Genomic DNA, 17,741 nt, shown 5'->3' on the forward strand with positions numbered 1-17,741 from the left:
GTCAAAGCCACCCGTCGTCGATTGCAGGCTCACGCCGCATGCACGTTTTTCTGTACGAGTGGATCACCGGCGGCGGTTTGATTAGAGAGTCGGGCTCGCTGCCGCCGACGCTTCTACGCGAAGGATCGGCCATGGCGACGGCGCTCGCGGCCGACTTCGCGAAGCTGCCTGATTGCCGCGTCACGCTCCTGCGCGATATGCGACTCGAGTCGCTGCAGTTCCCCGGCTGCGAGGTGCTCGACATTCAATCCGGCGCTGAGTGGCAGGAAGAGTTCGCCCGCCTTGCCGCCGTAGCGGATCGCACGCTCGTCGTCGCGCCGGAGTTCGATCGCATCCTCGCCAAGCTGACCGATCGCGCGGCCGACGTCGGCGGCCGCACGCTCAACGCGTCCGCGGAGTTCATCGCCCTCACAGCCGATAAGCACCGTACCGCCGAGACTCTCCGTCAAGCAGGCCTCCCCGCACCGGCCGGGCGGTTGTTCGACGAAGGCGAACCCAAACTGCCGGCCGATTTCAGCTATCCCGCGGTATTGAAGCCGGTCGACGGCGCCGGCTCGCAAGACACTTACCTCGTCACAAGCCACCACGACGAACCGCCGGCGTACGCGTGGACGCGGCGCCTTGAGCAGTTCCACTCAGGCCGCCCGGCGAGCATCACCGCCATTTGCGGCCCGGCCGGCGCGACGTTCCTGCCGCCGACGTGGCAACGCCTCAGCGACGACGGCCGCATGACTTACCTTGGCGGCGGCCTCATCGGCGAAGCAGGGCTGGCGGATCGCGCCGTCGAGCTCGCCAAGCGCACGCTCGCCGCCCTCCCCGCTGCTCGCGGCTTCGTCGGCATCGACCTTATCCTTGGCCCGAACGTCTTCGGCGATGAAGACGCCGTCATCGAGGTGAACCCGCGAGCGACGACCTCCTACGTCGGCTTGCGGCAGGCGGTGAACCAAAACCTCGCCGGCGCGCTGCTCGATACGATCGAGGGCAAGCCGGTCGAGCTCACTGTTCGCAGCCGAGCGATCGAATTCGCGGCCGACGGCAACGTTTGGCTCACCCGCAGTTAGCAGATCGCCGAAAGAATGTCCCCATGAGCTGGCTGGCAATCGACATCGGCGGCGCCAATCTGAAAGCGGCGGACGGCTGCGGCTACGCCGACTCGCGCCCGTTCGCCATCTGGCGGCAACCGGAACGCCTGGCGCTGGAACTGCGAGAACTCCTCGCCGCAGCCCCTGCCGCCGAGTCGCTGGCGATCACGATGACGGCCGAACTCGCCGATTGCTTCGAGACCAAATCCGAAGGCGTGCGGCAGATTCTCGCGGGGGTGCAAGCCGCCGCGGGCGACCTTCCCGCCTTCGTCTATCAAGTCGACGGTCGACTGCTGCCAATCGACGCAGTGCAGCGTATGCCGGCCCTCGCCGCGGCGAGCAACTGGCACGCCCTCGCGGCCTTCGCCTGCCGCTACGTCGACGCCGAACCCGCGCTACTCCTCGACCTCGGCTCGACGACCGCCGACGTCATTCCGCTCACGCCAAACGGCCCTCGCGCCCTCGGCATGTCCGACGGCGAACGCCTCCTCGCCGGCGAGTTGGTCTACACCGGCGTCGAGCGCACCCCCCTATGCGCGATCGTCCGCGAACTACCGTGGCAAGGCCACGACTGCCCGGTCGCCGCGGAACTCTTCGCCACCACCGCCGACGCTTACCTCATGCAGGGCGAACTCGCCGAAGACCCGCACGAGCTCTCAACCGCTGACGGCCGCCCCCAAACTTGGCCCCACGCGCTCGCCCGCCTCGCCCGCATGGTGTGCGCCGACGCCGATTCATTCACCGCGGAAGACGCCCGCTTGGCGGCGGCGACGGTCCGCGAGGCCCAGCTCAACCAGTTGCAGCGCGCTGTCGAAAAAGTCGCCGCCCGACTCGATGGCCCTCCGCAGCGGGTCATCCTCAGCGGGCATGGCGAGTTTCTGCTGCAACATTTGCTGGATCGCCTTCACTGGCGCTGCGACGTGTTATCCTTGACCGAAGAGTTGGGGCCCGTGGTCAGCCGCTGCGCCCCAGCCCACGCGCTGGCCGTGCTGGCGCGCGAGTTGGAGACTCACCCCACCTGCAGATGATTCGCGTCGTAAAAGTTGGCGGAAGCCTGTTCGATCTCCCCGACCTGCCCGAAAGGTTGCGGGGCTGGCTTGCGCAACAGCCGCCCGCCCACAACGTGCTGATCGCCGGCGGCGGCCCGCTCGTCGAGCAGGTCCGTGCTTGGAATGCGGCCGAGCCGATCGAAGAGGCCGCCGCGCACTGGATGTGCGTCGACCTGCTCACGGTCACCGCTCACCTGCTCCATTCGTGGCTGCCGGAGATGCCGCTGGTTGAAGACGACCGCCTGCTTTGCCAGCGGGTCGGCGAAGAGGGGGCGACGATCTTTGGCCCGGCGCCCTGGATGCGGCGGTCGGAACCAGGCCTCCCCGGAACCTGGCTCCCGAGCAATTGGGACACGACCAGCGATTCGATCGCCGGCCGCCTCGCCGCCGCCTTGCTGGCCGACGAATTCGTCCTTCTGAAGTCGGCGTTGCCCCGCCGCAAAACGAGCCGTGAACTGAGCGCCCTGGCGGCTGTCGGGTACATCGACTCGATCCTGGCCCTGATGGCCCCGGAGCTCCCGCCCACGCGGTTGGTCAATCTGCGAGCCACGCCTCCCATCGAGGCGAGAGTCCCCCGCCCCGGCGAGGGGCCGGGCTGAAAACAGCTATCGGCGGCCCGTTCAATGGCGGTGAGTTTGCCGATTGCCGGGGCGTTGCTGGGGGAATCGGTTGCAGGCCGCCGATAACTCGCTGAGCGCAGCCGGGGCCGCGGCGAAAGCCGAGCGCATTCAGATTGGCCCGCTGGCAGTCGCCTGTATAATGGGCCTCTTGCCTGATCGTTGCGATCGTCAAACTCCAGTCAGAGTCTGCAGAACCTGACGCCCTCCCCTCGCGAGTTTTCATGTCCACCGACCTCCTGCCCGAAAGTGCAGTCGACGCCGATCTTGAGGCCGTCGCTCCTCTCTCCGATCAATCGGGCGAGTGCTCTGCTGCTGGCCGCGTCCTGCCACGCCCCGAAACAACGGTGAAGCCGAGCCAAGTCCGCTGGCGGTACGCGATCGGCATTCCGATGATCCACGTCCTGGCGTGCCTCGCGTTCGTCCCCTACTTCTTCAGCTGGACTGGCGTCGTCTTTGCGATCCTGGGGCTGTACGTCTTCGGCACGCTGGGAATCAACCTCTGCTACCACCGGCTGTTGACCCACCAAGGGTTCGTCGCGCCAAAGTGGCTCGAACACAGCCTCGCGGTCCTCGGCGTTTGCACGCTGCAAGACACCCCCGCCTGCTGGGTGGCGATGCACCGCATCCACCACAAACACTCCGACGAGCAGCCCGATCCGCACAGTCCGCTGGTGACCTTCTTTTGGGGCCACTGCGGTTGGTTGATCTTCAAGAACCGCGACTTCCTCAACGTGAACTACTACCAACGGTTCACGCGCGATCTGCTCCGCGATCCCTTCTACATGAAGCTTGAGCGCGGCCAGAACTGGCTCTACATCTACCTCGGCAGCATGGCCGTCTTCTTCCTGGGCGGCTTGGCGGTCGGCTGGCCGATGACCGGCTCGCTGGACGCCGGCATGCAGTTCGGCCTGAGCCTCGTCGTGTGGGGCGTCTTCGTCCGCACGGTGCTCACGTGGCATATCACTTGGTCGATCAACTCGGTGACCCACGTCTGGGGCTATCGCAACTACGACACCGACGACAACAGCCGTAACAATCTGCTCGTCGGCCTCTGGAGCAACGGCGAAGGCTGGCACAACAATCACCACGCCGACCAACGGGCCGCCGCCCACGGCCACAAGTGGTGGGAATTCGACGTCACCTGGATCACGATCCGCGCGCTGCAGAAGGTGGGCTTGGTGAAGAACGTCGTCCTGCCGCGGGTGTGGACGAAGCAGCAAGCGGGCTAAGCCAAGCTTCTGCCGCGGGGATCGGGTAGCACCGACATCCCGGCGCGATTAATCCACCATTTCGCTGCGCTCAGACGCCGGGGTGTCGGTGTTGCCAACGGCAACTGGAGGTGTTGCGCCTCCCTCAACGTCGCTCGCCTCTTGTCGCTGCGCGACCCCGACATGCGGCCGAGCTGATGAAATACGAATGGCTCATCAACCGCGGCCGAGTGTCGGGGCCACCCACGGACACGGGCGTGGGCTAGCACCGCCCTCCGGCTAGCCGGATCCGCCATTCCGCTCTGCCCAGCCGCCGTCATGTCGGTGTTGCCGCCGGCAGGCGGAAGCACTACAGTCCGCGTGCTATCTGCTACTCCGTCGCTAGCGAAGGCGCCGTTTACCAGGGAATGGTAACTCCAAGATCAACGATTGAGCAGGACGCTCGCGGGAAGATCTCTCTCCCTCGACAGGCGAGCGTTGTTGCGCTCCTAGTCCTGCTAACGATGACTTCCGGCTGCGCGATGGGCCTGGGACTGAGCCGGCCCACCAAGGAAAACAAACTCCTTCGCTATCCGACGGCGATCATTTCCTGGCCGTTGGAACGCACAGCGACGTCCTCCGTCAGGCTGGGCAAAACCACGCTGGCGGAACTCGAGAGGCAGTTTGGCGATCCTCTGCCGAGCGCGGTGTTCAATAACGGCGATCCCGAAACTCAGTACGCTCTCTACAGCCTGAAGTACGATCCGCAGGTCAAAGGCTGCCGCGACGGCGACGACATGCCGTTGGAGAATCAGCTGTTTGTCGTCAAGGACAAGCTGGTGATCGCTCAGGCTCGCTACTCGTCGTACGAGTCGAACCACACCGACTTCGATGCCGACAAGCGCGAAAAACTCGTGATCGGAAAAACCACTCGCGATGAAGCGCTAAGCATTCTCGGTCCGCCCAACGGCACGCGGCATTGCCCGAAAGACGTTGTCTACGCCCCCAGCGGCCTGGAATACCTCTACGTCCACTATCTCGACGAATTTAGCCTCGGCAGCAAGTACCGATTGAAATGGCTGACGGTGGAATTCGAACAAGGAGTCGTCTCCGACGTCCGGTACCGAGAAGGTAAATCGACGAAGGAGCCGGAAATCGAGGCAGCCGCTACGCATGAGCCGGCGAGCACGGAAAAGCCCACGGCTGACGGCGCGAGCGAAGCCGGGTAACACCGACGCCCCGTCGCCGAACCAACAAAAAAAGAGGCCTGGAACCCACGTCTGGTTCCAGGCCTCTTGTCGTTTGTCTTCCAATCAGTTCTAGCAAGCAGGCAACTCGCCGCGGCGAGTTACTCCCACCAGAACTCTTTCACGTCGGCCGAAAGGTCGCTTCGCACGTCACCCACCGTTTCGACCGTCTCGGTCTCGTTGGCGATGTGCCACGGCAGCATCTCGACGCCACCCGAAGCGCTGATCACCCACTGGCCGCGCTTCTTGATGGCGCTCGCCTTGCTAGCGGTGTGCTTCGGAGCCGGGTAACGCTCCAGCGATTGCTCGCCCATCAGCCGCGGCAGTTTGAGGCTGGCGGTGTTGAGCAGTTGCTCCTTCTCGATCAGGGCGCCGATCACGGCAAGGTCCATGATGTTCCGCAATTCGCCGAAGGAGGAATCCTTCTCGGCCAATTCCGAGTACTTCTCGGTCATCGTGTTGGCCCACTTCTCGGCGACCGGGTTCTTCGAAACGCCGACGGTCCGCTCGCCGGTCGAATCGACGTAATCTTCGTTGCTCATGCACTTCACGCCTTGGCCGCGGAGTTCCCAGCCGAGGCCGTCGGAGGTCCGGGCCAACGGCTTGTAATCGGGAGCCAACCACCAGCGGGGCAGCATGTTGTTCATGCCTTTGCCGCCGCTGCCGACCATCGATAGAAAGCTCGGCATCCCCTTCACAGGCGACTCTTCGAAGTCCATCGCAATCCGCTTCATCCGGAAGTCGGCCGCTACCATCGTGCGAGCAAAGTGGCTCGTGTCGGCAACGCCGGTGACCGAAATCGTCTGCGGGCCGAGGGCTTCTTCAATGCGATTGAGCGTCTGCTCCGAGTCGCCAATCGTCCGCATCCGGCTCACCGCCGCTTGCAGGCGAGCGAGGCCTTCTTGCGTCGGATCGATCGAGCAAGTGATCGGTTCGGTACGCGAGGTCGAGCCACTGCGGAGGGCGACCATCAGGTCGTCCAGCAAGATCACCGGGCGATTGGTCGTCACGCCGACAACGTTCCCCAGGGCGTCGAACTGCCACCCTTCGGCCGGGCCGGCGATGACGATGTCATTGCGGTCGGGGTAAACGAAGACGTACTGCACGCGTTGCAGGCCGGCGAGGTACTTCACCTCATCCGGAATCGGCTTCATTTCATCGTGGCACTGCTTGAGGGTCGCTTCAAGCTGCTTCAGCGAGACGGCCCGCAGGTCGGTGTACTCCTGCAGACCGGCCGGCACTTGCAGCTTGGTCTGTTCACGGAGCTGAGCGAGCTCCTGATCGTCTTGGACAGTCGGGGCTTCGAGGACGCCATTGGCGTCGACGGCCACGCCGCCCACCGCACGGTTTTGGAACAAACCGCCGCCCGCTACGCCGACCGGACAGTCGCGCAGACTCGCCGCGACGAGCCCGCATGCAAGAATTAACAAGCCGAATGTCGACCGCGTCATCGAAAGCTTCTCCTGATCCGTAACGACCGCCCCTCGGCCGGCAGAACGCCAGCCCGAAGCGCGGAAAGTGCTCTAGAAGTATGCGAAGCCGCCGACCGGCCCGAAACGCCGCCCCCGAGGCCTCCGCAAGTCTTTAGCGTAGTTGCTAAGGTGTTGTAGTTCAACAGTTTTCGTCCGGGCGGCCGCAGGGCGGGAATCGACCGGGATTCGGCTGCACAGTCCGAAGCCCGCGGAACGGTCTGTAGGCGGCTCAATCGTCCTAACCCCCTGCCCTGTCTCCGCTTTCGGTTTGCCGATCAGCTTGAAACAAGGGGGGCGTTGCGAATAAGGTGTAAGGTAGGAAACGCGCTACGCGCCGCCGTCAGGGACCGGCAGACGACGAAGCCGTTGTATTAAAACGCTACATGTCGAACGCTTACCTCATCATTCGTGAAGGGTCCAAATGGGCCGACGTCTTCCGGCTCGTGCCGGGCGAGTCGGTCACCATTGGCCGCGGCCCCACGAACGCGGTCGTCGTGAAGGACGAACGCTGCAGCCGGAACCACGCCGAGGTCTTCCAAGCGAGCGGTGCGTGGAAGCTCCGCGACCTCGACAGCCGCAACGGCACCGTCGTCTCGGGCCAGCGGATCAGCGGCGACTACGAACTGCAGCCAGGCGATATTATTCAGATTGGCAACTCGCATTTGGCGTTTGTGCACGATCTGGCCCAGGCGTTCCCCGATACCAGTACGCTGCTGAAGACCTCGAAGCCAGTCGAAGGTGAAACAGGCATCGGCGTCGCGGTGAACGGCGACGACGAAAGCGTGTTCGACGCCTTCGAACCGACGATGATCACCCATCGCAAGGGCCAAAGCCGCTTCCTCGAAGGGAGCGGCGAGGACCCGAGCGCTTCGAGCCCGAAGGTCAACCGCGCGACCGCGCAACTTTGCCGGCTGGCGTTCGAGCTGGCGAAGAGCACCGACGTCTTCTCGCTGGCCAACGACGCCCTCGCCGGGTTGTTCGAAGGGACGCAGGTCGACGCCGGCGCCATCCTGCTCCGCAGCCGCGACGAGCGGGGCGTCCGCAACAGCGAGGAGCTTGAGATCGTCTCCTCTCGCAGCGACGGCGTGCACGCTTATCACCGCGTTTCGTCGTTCCTCGCCGCGACCGTGATGCGGGACGGCCAAGCGGTGATGGCCCGCAACGTGATGGATGACAGCCAGCTCGGCAACCGCGACAGCCGCGGCGAGATCCTGGCGACTAGCGTGATTTGCGCTCCGGTCCGCCTCGGCGGCGAGCTGCTGGGATTGGTCCACCTTTACTCGACCGACCCTGATAAATCGACAGATCCCGAGGACTTAGAGTTCACCCTCGCGGTGGCCGACACGCTCGGCGTGGCGCTCGAGAACCTCAACCGTCGGCAAGAGCTCGCCGAGAATCTCAACCAGATGCAAACTGAGTGCGTCCAACTGCGCGAGCAGCTGGGCGTGCAGAGCGAGATCGTCGGCTCGAGCGAAGTGATGATGCGGGTCACGCAGCAGATCGCCCGCGCGGCGCCAAGCCGTGCGACGGTCCTCATTCGCGGCGAGAGCGGCGTCGGCAAGGAGCTCGTCGCCCGCGCCGTCCACTTCTCCAGCCCGCGGAAGAAGGGGCCGTTCGTCTGCTTGAACGCCGCGGCCCTCTCCGAGACGCTGCTGGAAAGCGAACTGTTCGGCCACGAGAAAGGCGCGTTCACCGGCGCCACCGAGCGGAAGATCGGCAAGTTCGAGCAGGCCCACAAGGGGACGCTCATGCTCGACGAAATCGGCGAGATGAGTCCCTCGATCCAAGCCAAGTTCCTTCGCGTGTTGGAAGGACATCCGTTTGAACGGGTCGGCGGCACGGAAGCGATCAAGGTCGACGTCCGTTCGATCGCGGCCACTAACCGCGATCTGGAAAAGGACGTCGCCGAGGGGAAGTTCCGCCGCGATCTCTACTTCCGGCTGCATGTGCTTGAGATCATCGTTCCCGGATTGCGGAAGCGGCCGGAGGATATTCCGGAGCTGGCGGCCCACTTCTTGCGGAAGTTCAACGAAGAGACCGGCCGCAAGCTGCGCGGCTACACGCCGCGGGCGATGGAAGAGCTGCTGCGTTACCGCTGGCCGGGCAATGTCCGCGAGATGAAGAACGTTATCGAGCGGGCGGTAGTCCTCGCGCGGGCCGACTTCATCGACCACGACGATCTGGTCCTCTCGCGGCTCAACACGGCCGGCGATACTGAAATGGGGATGGAGCGAAGCGAGCCGCAAGCGAGCTACCAGCCCGTTTCGCTGGCCGACGTCGAACGGGCCCACATCTTGCGAACTCTCGCCGCGACGGCGTGGAACAAGAGCAAGACGGCCACGATTCTCGGGATCGAGCGTTCGACGCTCGACCGAAAAATTCGCCGGTATGGTTTGGAAGCCGACCGCCGCGGCGTATGATGGGCGGCGTCGGCTGACGGTCCTTTTCATCCCGGCGGGTTTACTCATGCTTTTGCACCGTTGGTTTCTTGTGGCTTGTGCGGTTGTGGTTGCCGGGGTGAGTGCGCGTGCTGGGTGCGCTGCTGAAGCAGCGGACGCCGAGGATGAGCGCCCCCATGTGGTGTTCGTTACGGGGGATGACGAGTACTCGTCTGAACTCTCGATGCCGATGATCGCCGCGATCCTTGAAAAGCATCACGGCATCAAGACGACCGTACTCTACGCCGTCAACGAAAAAGGGGAGCGAGATCGCCATGGCAACAGCATCCCGGGGCTCGAAGCGCTCCGCGACGCCGATCTCGCCGTGTTCTACATGCGGTTTCGCCAGCTGCCGCAGGAGCAGCTTGACGAGATCGTCAAGTTCGCCGAATCGGGCAAGCCGCTCATCGGCCTTCGGACGAGCAGCCACGCCTTCAACTACGCGGAGGCGCCACGCGACCGTTGGAACGCTGAGTTCCCGATGAAGTACTTCGGCCACAAGTGGATCTCCCACTACGGCCACGGCAACTCGACCGAGGCGCACGTCGTCGAGAGCGAGGCGAAAGCGGACAATCCCATCCTCCGAGGCGTCTCGTCGCCGGAGTGGTTGAACTCGTGGCTCTATGTGGTGAACGAAGGGGACGTGAAGCTACCGGAGGACTGCACGGTCCTGATGGTCGGCGATGCGACCAAGGGGACCGAGCCGGGCGGGGAGAAGTTCGGGAACCGCGAGCCGATGACTTGGACGCGCGAGCTGCCGCTCAAAGATGGCGGCGTGCAGCGCGTGTTCTTTACGAGCCTCGGCCATCCGCGGGACTTCTTGAAGGAAGGTCCGCGGCGGTTGCTGGTGAATGCGATACTGTGGGGGCTCGGGCGGGAGGCTTCGATCCCCGCCGAAGGCGCCAACGTCGAGATCGTGGGCGAGTATGTCCCGCCGGATCCTCACTAGTACTTCATACGCTTGCCGACGATCGACGTCTGCATGAAAAATGGACAGGATTACAGGATTTTATGGATCGACAGGATTGCCCGCCAAAGGCATTCATCCTGTCGATCCTATCAATCCTGTTATCCCGTCAATTAAACAAGCGACTCGTTTCACTCTTACTCGTCGCCGGCGCGCATCCACTTGGTGATGGTCGGCTCGTACGCACAGAGCTCTTCCTTCTTGAAGTAGAGCGCGATCTCGCGAGCGGCCGCTTCGGCGCCGTCGGAGCCGTGGACGAGGTTCATTTGGCGGCTCGAGCTGAAGTCGCCGCGGATCGTGCCGGGGGCGGCGTTCAGGCCGTTGGTGGCGCCAAGCATGTCGCGCACGACCTTCACGGCTTCAAGACCTTCGAGGACTGCCGCCAGCACCGGGCCGCCGGTGATGAACGCCTCGAGCGTCGGGTACCAACCCTTGGCGACGTGTTCGGCGTAGTGCTGCTTCGAGAGTTCGGGGGTGATCACCAGCATCTTCGCGGCGATCACGTTGAGCCCCTTCTCTTCGAACCGCGTAATGATGCGGCCCATGAGGCGGCGCTGGACACAATCGGGCTTGAGCAGGATGAAGGTGCGTTCCATGTTTCGTGATCGGGAATCGGTGACTGGTGATCGGGGAAAGGCAGTGAACCAGAACCTGGCCCGCGGCCGCCGTGAAACCCCGGATTGTAGGGGAATGGCGGGCGTCGCTCAACCGGCCTACTAGCGGTCTTGTAAGCCTCATTAGCGACGGAACGTCGACTCACTCTGCGGGTCGTTGAAGATCGGCTCGGCGAGCGCCCGGCGGATTTCGGCTTCGGGAAATAACCTGGCAAGCCTCGCCTCGTCGCGTTGCCAGTCGACTTCGTCCTCGCAGCCGTGGACGATCAGCAGCGACTGGCCGCTCTCGCCGAACCACCCCAGCAGCCACGGGGGCCGTGGCTCGCTGCCCGCAGCGTCGAGAATCGGCGTCGCGGTCACGCGCTGGTCGCTAAGCGCCGCGCGGCGACGGGCGATCCAATCGAGATGGAGCCACATCACCACGCAGAGGGCCGCCATCGCGACGAGCAGCGCTCGCAGCGTAAAGCGGGGACGGAGAGTGGGAGGAAATGGCATGGAGACTAGTTTACACGTTTTTGTTGGGATCTATTTATTCCTCTGAAAAAGGCGCGATTTGCGTTAAAGAGGGCGGCGTCGCGGGTTCAAACTGGTTGCTGAAGCGACCAGTCCGCGGATTTTTTGTGATAATTGGACATCGGGGCCGCGAAAGTCTATGCTGAGCGGCAGTTTATCCATCAATTGTTATCCTCTATTCGACGCTTAGTGGTAGGGATGCTCATGAACCGCCTCGCATTGACTCTTTGCTCGCTCGTTTTCGTCGCTCCATGTCTGTGGAGCGCGATCAACGTTGCCAACGCCGGTATCGTCAACTACCAAGGCCAGTTGACGAACTACGGCGCCACCGTCACTTCGGGTTACGTCGTTGCCGGGACGTTCAAGCCGACGTTCAATCCTGACAACTACAAGTACGTCTACGGCATCGATAGTGCGGGCAATATGGACTCTCCTCGCCTGACTCAGGCGATTGCGGACGGCAACTTCATTCCGATTGGAGCTGGAGCCAACGTTGCTCCTGACGGCTCGTTCTCGGGGTCGGGCTTCACAGCTCTGAGCGCTGGCACGAAGCTATGGTTCTTTGCGTTCGACAACGTCAACGCCGATCTGGCGGCGAACTTCGCCTTGGCTAGCCATTCGACGTGGCTTACGTCGCCGAGCACCGTCGCGCTCAACGGCATGGATGCATCGGAGTTTGTGTTTGGATTCAAATTGGGCGATCAGATTTCGGTGAACGTCTTGCCCATGCCGGAACCTTCGAGCCTGCTGATGCTTGGCGCGGCGGTGGGCGTTGCGGGAATTTCTGTGCGGCTTCGCCGCCGCGCGTAGGCGAACGGCTTGGTCCTCTTTCTGCGTCTTCTCGTTCCCACGCTCTGCGTGGGAACGTAGCATCTTCGCCGCTCCCGCGGCATTCGCGGGGCGTTCGGGCGACGTCGATCGAGCCCCCGGTTTGAAGAACCGGGGGCTAAGCGGCGCGGCGGGGTTTCTGTTGTCGCTTTTGATGTCGCGTCGCTGTTGTCGCTTTCTTCGTTTTACGCGACATTAAGCGGTCGTACTTGTCGCGGTCTTTTTGACGCTGCTCGTTTTGCATCAAACGCAGGCCGCAGTCGAGGAGCTCTTGGTGGCGTTGGGCGCGCTCCGCTTCCGTAGGGTGGGTGCTCGCACCCACCGTTGCCGTTTCGGGTTCGTTTGGTGCGGCATTGCAGGAGGTCGTTGATTGCGCTGGAGGTTGTTCGGCCAGCGGTGGGGCGACTTGCTCCTCGCTGGGCGTGGTGGGTGCGAGCACCCACCCTACGTTGGGTGGCGGAGCGTTGGGCCCCCGGTTTGAAGAACCGGGGGCTAAGGTTGGTTGCGGCGCGGCGAAGGACCATTCGTCGGGGGTGCCGAGGCCGTAGTTGTGGATCACGGGCGCCGACTTGGCGCGTTCGCGGAAGACGATGGGCGTGTCGGCCATTTTCGGATCGCGCGGGCGGTCCCAGGGGCCGAGGCTCGGGAAGCAGCAGTCGAGCACGTGTTCGTAGGTTTTATCGAGGTGCTTGAAGAGCTCGCTGCGGGCTTCCTCCGGCGTGTTGGCGAGCGCGGTTTCCATCATGAGTCGCAGCGCCTTCGTGACTTTCAGGCCGGAGGCGAGGTCGCCCCGCTTGCGGGCGTAGGTTTCGGGTTTGGTGCGTTCGAGCAGCCAGGCTGCGGCCCGCCAATGCGTTCTGGCGGCCGACTCCATCAGCTTTAATGGGTCTGGCTTGGCGAGTTTCGCCATCCGCACTTCTTGATCAAAATCTTCTTCCTCGCGGCGGTAGCGCTGCACCGTGCGGAGCGTGACGCCGACGCCTTGGGCGGCTTCGGCGAGCGAATAGCTCTTACGGACTAGCTCGCAGAATTTCACTTTCATTTCTTCGGTGAAGACGCGTTCGCGCTGGCGGATGTATTGACGTTGCATGTGATGGTCCCCTTTGTGTGAACGTGTAAATAGCCCCGGGCTTTGCCCGGGGGTGACTTGGTCGCGTTGGTTCGCGTCGTCCGGCGGTGCGCGACCCCCGGGCGGAGCCCGGGGCTAGAATGTGCACTTCACGGACGCGAGTTCACGTTAGCAAAAGGGGTGGCCCAGTTTCGACAACTAAATTTGGCCACCGCGTATTTTATTGCGGCGTGAGAGAAGGGCGCGACGCTGCTCGCCCCCGGTTTGAAGAACCGGGGGCTAATAAACTGGATGCGTGGCCGATATTTGGGGATTGACGCGTCGCGCGGAAACCCGGGAGAAGAAATGCGCGGGGCGGCGCGAATCGAGATTCGCTCCGGCGGGGGCGTTGCCCCGCGGCTACTGGCGGTGCGGTTGCGGCCGTAGCGATTCCGGTAGGTAAAGCGGATGGACCGGCGTGCCGTCCTTCGCTAGCCGCAGATGGCAGAGCTCTTGGTGAGTGCTGAGCAGGGCGGTTAATTCCTGGCCACGCTGGCGGAGGGCTTTCGGCGGTTGGCCGTAGGCGAGGACGATGGTTTGGGCCTCGGCGGCCATGGCAAGGATGAGACGGTCGTTGTCGGGGCCGACGGGGTCGTCGACTTCGAGGAGTCGCATCTTGTCGGTCGCGCGGTAGGCGTGGACGTTGCCGACGAGTTGGCCGCCGTAGCCCCAGGCGCGGGCGAACTTGCCCGTCTTGCGGAGCGTGGGGTCGGCGTAGTCGAGGCAGGCGACGCTGGGGTTCATCAGCAGCCAGAGGACAAGCGGCTGCGCGGGGTTCCAGATTTCGCGGAGTTGGTAGCGATAGCGCTGGCAGTCGGAAAAGCGGGCGGTGACGGTGGAATCCGCAGGCCAGGCGGGGCGGACTTTGCCGCCGGGATCGTGGGCGGGGGGGGCTGGTTTCATGCGATTGGCGTTTGGAGAAGAATGGCTGGGAAGTTGGAGCGGGCGAAGCCGTTTGAGTTTTGACTGGCGAGATGCTAGAGCAAGCGAGCCGGATGCTCGTAGTCACTCCCTGCTGATTGTTTCATAGCCCATACACTCGGCTTCGGGAAAGAGGGCTTGAATACGCCCAATCTTAGGATCGCCTTCTTCGAAATCGACATGAAGGATGCTGTACCCTCGCTCTCCCAACAGAAACAGGAGTCCAGGGGCACGGGTATGCCCGCCGATCCCAGTCATGATATCGGAATCCATGAACTCTCGACGCTGGCGTATCCAATTCATGCCGTAGCCGCACCAGAGGGCGAGTAGCGTCATCACCACGAGCATGGCTCGGATGGAAAAACGCAGCTTGAATGGTTTGGCGGGGAGGATCATGGTTTGCTGGGCTGCATTCTCGTACTTCCGATCTTTACTCTCAAATGGTGAGGGTAAACGCGTGGGGTTACGAGTGTTCTGTAGAGCCTAGCTTCTGGAAATAGAGCTTTCACTCTTCGGTGCTCGCTCTCTGGGGCATGGGCGTGCACGCCCAATTGAGTTAGGCCCGGCTCGCCAAAAAAGTACAAAAGGCCGGGCGCACGATCCCGGCGAGTTGTGGCAAGCGTTGGCTGCTCCACATAGCCGGAATTGATGACTCGTTGACGTTGCCGAATCCAATTCAGGTGGTAGCCAAAGAAAAGAGCGAACAGCGTCATCACTACGAGCAAAGCTCGGATTGAAAAGCGAGGTCGGAGGCAGGAAAGTGCAGGCATCTTGCCCAGACATGATAGCGTGATGGCCGCTCAGCGCTTTCGCCGCGGCAACGGATTGACGCTGGGACAGCGCGAGTGCTCCCCTAGTTAAATCAAGCGCGTTTGCTGTTCATTGCCGGCACGACCTTGAGCGATTTTGAACCGCTAAACTTCTTGTAGGCCGCGCTCTCGACGGCAATGAGCCCGATACGGCCCTTCTCGTCAAAGTGCAGCCCCCAGCCGTATTTCTTTGGGAGCGACGAGCAGCGTAGGCAGGCGCGGGGCTTGCCAAAGAACTCCGCCCAGAGTTCCCGGCGTTTCGTTTTGAGCTGCGCCGGCTTGATCCCCTCGCGCTCGACGTGGACGGCGAACTGGAGTTCCTCTTGCGTGTAGAAGTAGGGCTTCGCAGCCAGCAATTCGTATTCTATCACGGGGATCGTCCGCTTCTCGCCGCGCGCCGGCGGAACGGCGCTGTGCGTCGCAACGCTGTCGGGCGCCAGTCGAATGAACGCGTTGTAGTAGTTCACGAGAGTTTAGTAGGAGCGTGAGGATCGCGTTTCTCAAACGAGACGCGCGACGGCGCGAATAGCCAAGCCGGCCATAGCAGTCTAGGCTATGCTTCGCCGCACTCGCAACAGCGACGCCGCCCTTCCCTGCAACCATGAGATCGATCGATGGCAATTCTCGGCGCCCACATGTCGATGGCCGGCGGCTATTACAAAGCCGTGGAGGCCGCGAAGCGCGTGGGCTGCGACTGCGTGCAGTTGTTTACCAAAAACAACAACCAGTGGGCGGGGAAGCCGATTACTGGCGATGATGTACGGCGGTTCCGGGAGGCGCTGGCGAACTTGGGGATTGGGGCGCCGATTGCGCACAACTCTTATTTGATCAATCTGGCGAGTCCCGACGACGCGCTGTGGAAGAAGTCGATTGATGCGATGGTCGTCGAGGTGGAGCGGGCCGAGCTGCTCGGCATTCCTTACATCGTCGCCCATCCGGGGGCGTATACCACCAGCAGCGAGGAGCTCGGGCTCGTGCGGATTGCGGCGGGGCTCGACGAGGTGCATGGGCAGACGGCGGGGGCGAGTGCGCAGATCTTGCTTGAGACGACTTCGGGGCAAGGGTCTTGTTTAGGGTGCAAGTTCGAGCACCTCTCCGCGATTCTTGACGGCGTCGCCGATCCGGATCGGCTGGGGGTGTGCGTCGATACGTGCCACATTTTCTCGGCCGGGTATGCGCTGGAGACGGAGGCTGAGTGGAAGGCGACGATGCGCTCCCTCGACAAGACGGTGGGGCTGAAGCTGGTGCGGGCGTTTCATGTGAACGACAGCAAGGCGAAGTTCGGGTCGGGCGTCGATCGGCATGCGGCGATCGGCCGCGGGGAGATGGGGCTGGCGCCGTTCCGGCATCTCATGAACGATCGGCGGTTTAAGAAGACGCCGATGTATTTGGAGACGCCGAAGGGGGAGGAGAAGGGGCGGGATTTGGATGAGATTAATCTGGCGACGCTGCGGGGGCTAATAGAGTAGCAAGGCTTCCCCTGCCCACCCTCCTCTTTGCGCCTTCGCGCCTTTGCGTGAGATCTCGAATGCGAATTGTCTCACGCAAAGGCGCAAAGAAAATACTCTGAGATCACTCCGGGATTTCGCGGCCGTGGGGGTCTTTGCTGGCGGCGTCGAGTTCTTGTTGCAGTTGCTCGCGCATTTGGTCGCCGATGAAGTGTTCGACGCGGTGGGCTGGTTCGTGGACGTGGTCGAGCGGTAGGCCCAAGTGCTTCACTAGGTAGGTTTCCCAGAGGCGGTGGGAGCGGACGAGTTGGCGGGCAGCTTCGCGGCCGGCGGGGGTGAGGTCGAGGCGGTTGCCAGTGCGGGTGACGCTTCCTTCGCGGACGAGTCCGTCGAGGCCGAGGCGGGCGAGCCAACCGCCGCCGACGGCAGCGCTCGCTTCGGCGGCGGCGAGACGGCGCGGGCTGCCGAGTTCTTCGATGCGGTAGAGCATCGCGAGCAGGTCTTCGCGGACGACGCGGAGCGACACGCTGAGGTTGCGGGCGAGCGCGCTGACGACGCCATGCTGCGGCGCGAAGAGCACGGCGAGCCCGAACAGGCCGGCGGCGGCGACGGTGATCATGCCGGCGAGGTTTGTGTTGAGGAGCGTGCCGAGGATGTAGCCCAGGATCGCGGCAGCGATCGCGACAACTAGCGAGATGAGCACCATCGGCGCCAGGCGATCGCTGAGGAGGTGAGCGGTCGCCGGGGGGATGATCAGCATCGCGACGACGAGGATCGAGCCGACCGCCTCGAACGACGCGACGGCGGTGACCGCGACGAGCGCCATCAGCAGGTAGTGGAGCAGCGACGCCGAGAAACCCATTGTCGTGGCGAGGGCGGGGTCGAACGCGCTCAGTTTTAGCTCTTTCCAGAGCGCGGCGATGATCGCGGCGTTGAGTAGGAAGACGCCCGCGGTGACGGCGAAGGCCCGCGGCACTTCGCGGCCGAACATGTTCACCGTGTCGAAGGGGGTGAGTTCGAGCGTTCCCTGATAGACGCAGGCGATGTCAAAATGGACGCCGGGCGGGATCCCCTTTTTGATGAGGACGACGCCGAGGGCGAACAGGCCGGTGAAGACGACGCCCATGCTCGCGTCGCTGGGAACGCGGGCGTATTGGTGGAGCGTTTGAATGAGGAACGTCGAGAGGAGGCCGGCGGCGACGGCGCCGATCATCAGCGGGCCGATGTCGTAGGCGCCGGAGAGAATGAAGGCGACCGCGAGGCCGGGGAGGACGGCGTGCGAGAGGGCGTCGCCCATGAGGCTCATGCGGCGAAGCACGAGGTAGCAGCCGACGAGGGCGCAGGCGCAGTTGGTAGCTGCGGCGGTGGCGACGATCCACAGACCGTTCGTGTTCCACAGATCGGAAAACGTCGTCGCGATGATGAGTGCGTGTGTCAT

Annotated in this window: 17 protein-coding genes; 9 read left to right on the top strand and 8 right to left on the bottom strand. The window is 63.3% G+C overall.

Annotated elements, in window-relative coordinates:
* Positions 1-38: 38 nt before the first annotated feature.
* From ACQY7R_RS02490 to ACQY7R_RS02510, 5 genes are all read left to right on the top strand, one after another.
* Positions 39-1,061: an ATP-grasp domain-containing protein gene (locus ACQY7R_RS02490; protein WP_428304022.1), complete on the top strand. Its 1,023-nt coding sequence runs from the start codon at positions 39-41 to the stop codon at positions 1,059-1,061.
* A 23-nt stretch (positions 1,062-1,084) separates the two neighbouring features.
* The gene (locus tag ACQY7R_RS02495) at positions 1,085-2,110 is read left to right on the top strand and encodes a hydantoinase/oxoprolinase family protein (RefSeq protein WP_428304023.1); all 1,026 of its coding nucleotides are present in this window, start codon (positions 1,085-1,087) and stop codon (positions 2,108-2,110) included.
* Positions 2,107-2,730 carry a hypothetical protein gene (locus ACQY7R_RS02500; protein WP_428304024.1) on the top strand — a complete coding sequence of 208 codons (624 nt, stop codon included), beginning with the start codon at positions 2,107-2,109 and terminating at the stop codon, positions 2,728-2,730. Before ACQY7R_RS02495 ends, ACQY7R_RS02500 begins: the two co-directional genes overlap by 4 nt.
* Before the next feature lie 242 nt (positions 2,731-2,972).
* Positions 2,973-3,980 (top strand): acyl-CoA desaturase, encoded by a 1,008-nt coding sequence (locus tag ACQY7R_RS02505; protein ID WP_428304025.1) that lies wholly within the window; start codon positions 2,973-2,975, stop codon positions 3,978-3,980.
* Positions 3,981-4,462: 482 nt separating this feature from the next.
* On the top strand, positions 4,463-5,167 hold the full coding sequence (locus ACQY7R_RS02510) for a hypothetical protein (RefSeq protein WP_428304026.1): 705 nt from the start codon (positions 4,463-4,465) through the stop codon (positions 5,165-5,167).
* Between the two features lie 119 nt (positions 5,168-5,286).
* Here the strand turns inward: ACQY7R_RS02510 and ACQY7R_RS02515 are convergent, their stop codons facing one another.
* Positions 5,287-6,636 (bottom strand): DUF1598 domain-containing protein, encoded by a 1,350-nt coding sequence (locus ACQY7R_RS02515; protein ID WP_428304027.1) that lies wholly within the window; start codon positions 6,634-6,636, stop codon positions 5,287-5,289.
* A gap of 404 nt (positions 6,637-7,040) precedes the next feature.
* Here ACQY7R_RS02515 and ACQY7R_RS02520 point away from each other — a divergent pair, with 404 nt between their 5' ends.
* Entirely contained in the window at positions 7,041-9,077 is a 2,037-nt protein-coding gene (locus ACQY7R_RS02520; RefSeq protein WP_428304028.1) for a sigma 54-interacting transcriptional regulator, read from the top strand.
* A 46-nt stretch (positions 9,078-9,123) separates the two neighbouring features.
* A complete protein-coding gene (locus ACQY7R_RS02525) occupies positions 9,124-10,044 on the top strand; it encodes a ThuA domain-containing protein (protein ID WP_428304029.1) in 921 nt (306 codons plus the stop codon).
* Positions 10,045-10,199: 155 nt separating this feature from the next.
* Here ACQY7R_RS02525 and ndk read toward each other — a convergent pair whose 3' ends face one another.
* Together ndk and ACQY7R_RS02535 are read right to left on the bottom strand one after the other, a co-directional pair.
* Positions 10,200-10,658, bottom strand: a complete 459-nt coding sequence (gene ndk, locus ACQY7R_RS02530) for a nucleoside-diphosphate kinase (RefSeq protein WP_152099025.1) — start codon at positions 10,656-10,658, stop codon at positions 10,200-10,202.
* Positions 10,659-10,799: 141 nt separating this feature from the next.
* Complete coding sequence (locus ACQY7R_RS02535) at positions 10,800-11,171, bottom strand: hypothetical protein (protein WP_428304030.1); 372 nt, start codon at positions 11,169-11,171, stop codon at positions 10,800-10,802.
* A gap of 222 nt (positions 11,172-11,393) precedes the next feature.
* Between ACQY7R_RS02535 and ACQY7R_RS02540 the strand changes: the two genes are divergently transcribed.
* Entirely contained in the window at positions 11,394-11,999 is a 606-nt protein-coding gene (locus tag ACQY7R_RS02540) for a PEP-CTERM sorting domain-containing protein (RefSeq protein WP_428304031.1), read from the top strand.
* A gap of 136 nt (positions 12,000-12,135) precedes the next feature.
* Here ACQY7R_RS02540 and ACQY7R_RS02545 read toward each other — a convergent pair whose 3' ends face one another.
* From ACQY7R_RS02545 to ACQY7R_RS02560, 4 genes are all read right to left on the bottom strand, one after another.
* Entirely contained in the window at positions 12,136-13,107 is a 972-nt protein-coding gene (locus ACQY7R_RS02545) for a hypothetical protein (RefSeq protein WP_428304032.1), read from the bottom strand.
* Between the two features lie 378 nt (positions 13,108-13,485).
* On the bottom strand, positions 13,486-14,028 hold the full coding sequence (locus tag ACQY7R_RS02550) for a DUF1643 domain-containing protein (RefSeq protein ID WP_428304033.1): 543 nt from the start codon (positions 14,026-14,028) through the stop codon (positions 13,486-13,488).
* A 102-nt stretch (positions 14,029-14,130) separates the two neighbouring features.
* Entirely contained in the window at positions 14,131-14,442 is a 312-nt protein-coding gene (locus ACQY7R_RS02555) for a hypothetical protein (RefSeq protein ID WP_428304034.1), read from the bottom strand.
* Positions 14,443-14,908: 466 nt separating this feature from the next.
* Positions 14,909-15,322 carry a DUF6157 family protein gene (locus ACQY7R_RS02560; protein ID WP_428304035.1) on the bottom strand — a complete coding sequence of 138 codons (414 nt, stop codon included), beginning with the start codon at positions 15,320-15,322 and terminating at the stop codon, positions 14,909-14,911.
* Positions 15,323-15,469: 147 nt separating this feature from the next.
* Between ACQY7R_RS02560 and ACQY7R_RS02565 the strand changes: the two genes are divergently transcribed.
* On the top strand, positions 15,470-16,324 hold the full coding sequence (locus tag ACQY7R_RS02565; RefSeq protein WP_428304036.1) for a deoxyribonuclease IV: 855 nt from the start codon (positions 15,470-15,472) through the stop codon (positions 16,322-16,324).
* A 103-nt stretch (positions 16,325-16,427) separates the two neighbouring features.
* Here the strand turns inward: ACQY7R_RS02565 and ACQY7R_RS02570 are convergent, their stop codons facing one another.
* The gene (locus tag ACQY7R_RS02570) at positions 16,428-17,741 is read right to left on the bottom strand and encodes a metal ABC transporter permease (RefSeq protein ID WP_428304037.1); all 1,314 of its coding nucleotides are present in this window, start codon (positions 17,739-17,741) and stop codon (positions 16,428-16,430) included.

Origin of the sequence: Lacipirellula sp., from assembly GCF_965279485.1 — a bacterium.
Taxonomy (GTDB): Bacteria; Planctomycetota; Planctomycetia; order Pirellulales; family Lacipirellulaceae; genus Lacipirellula.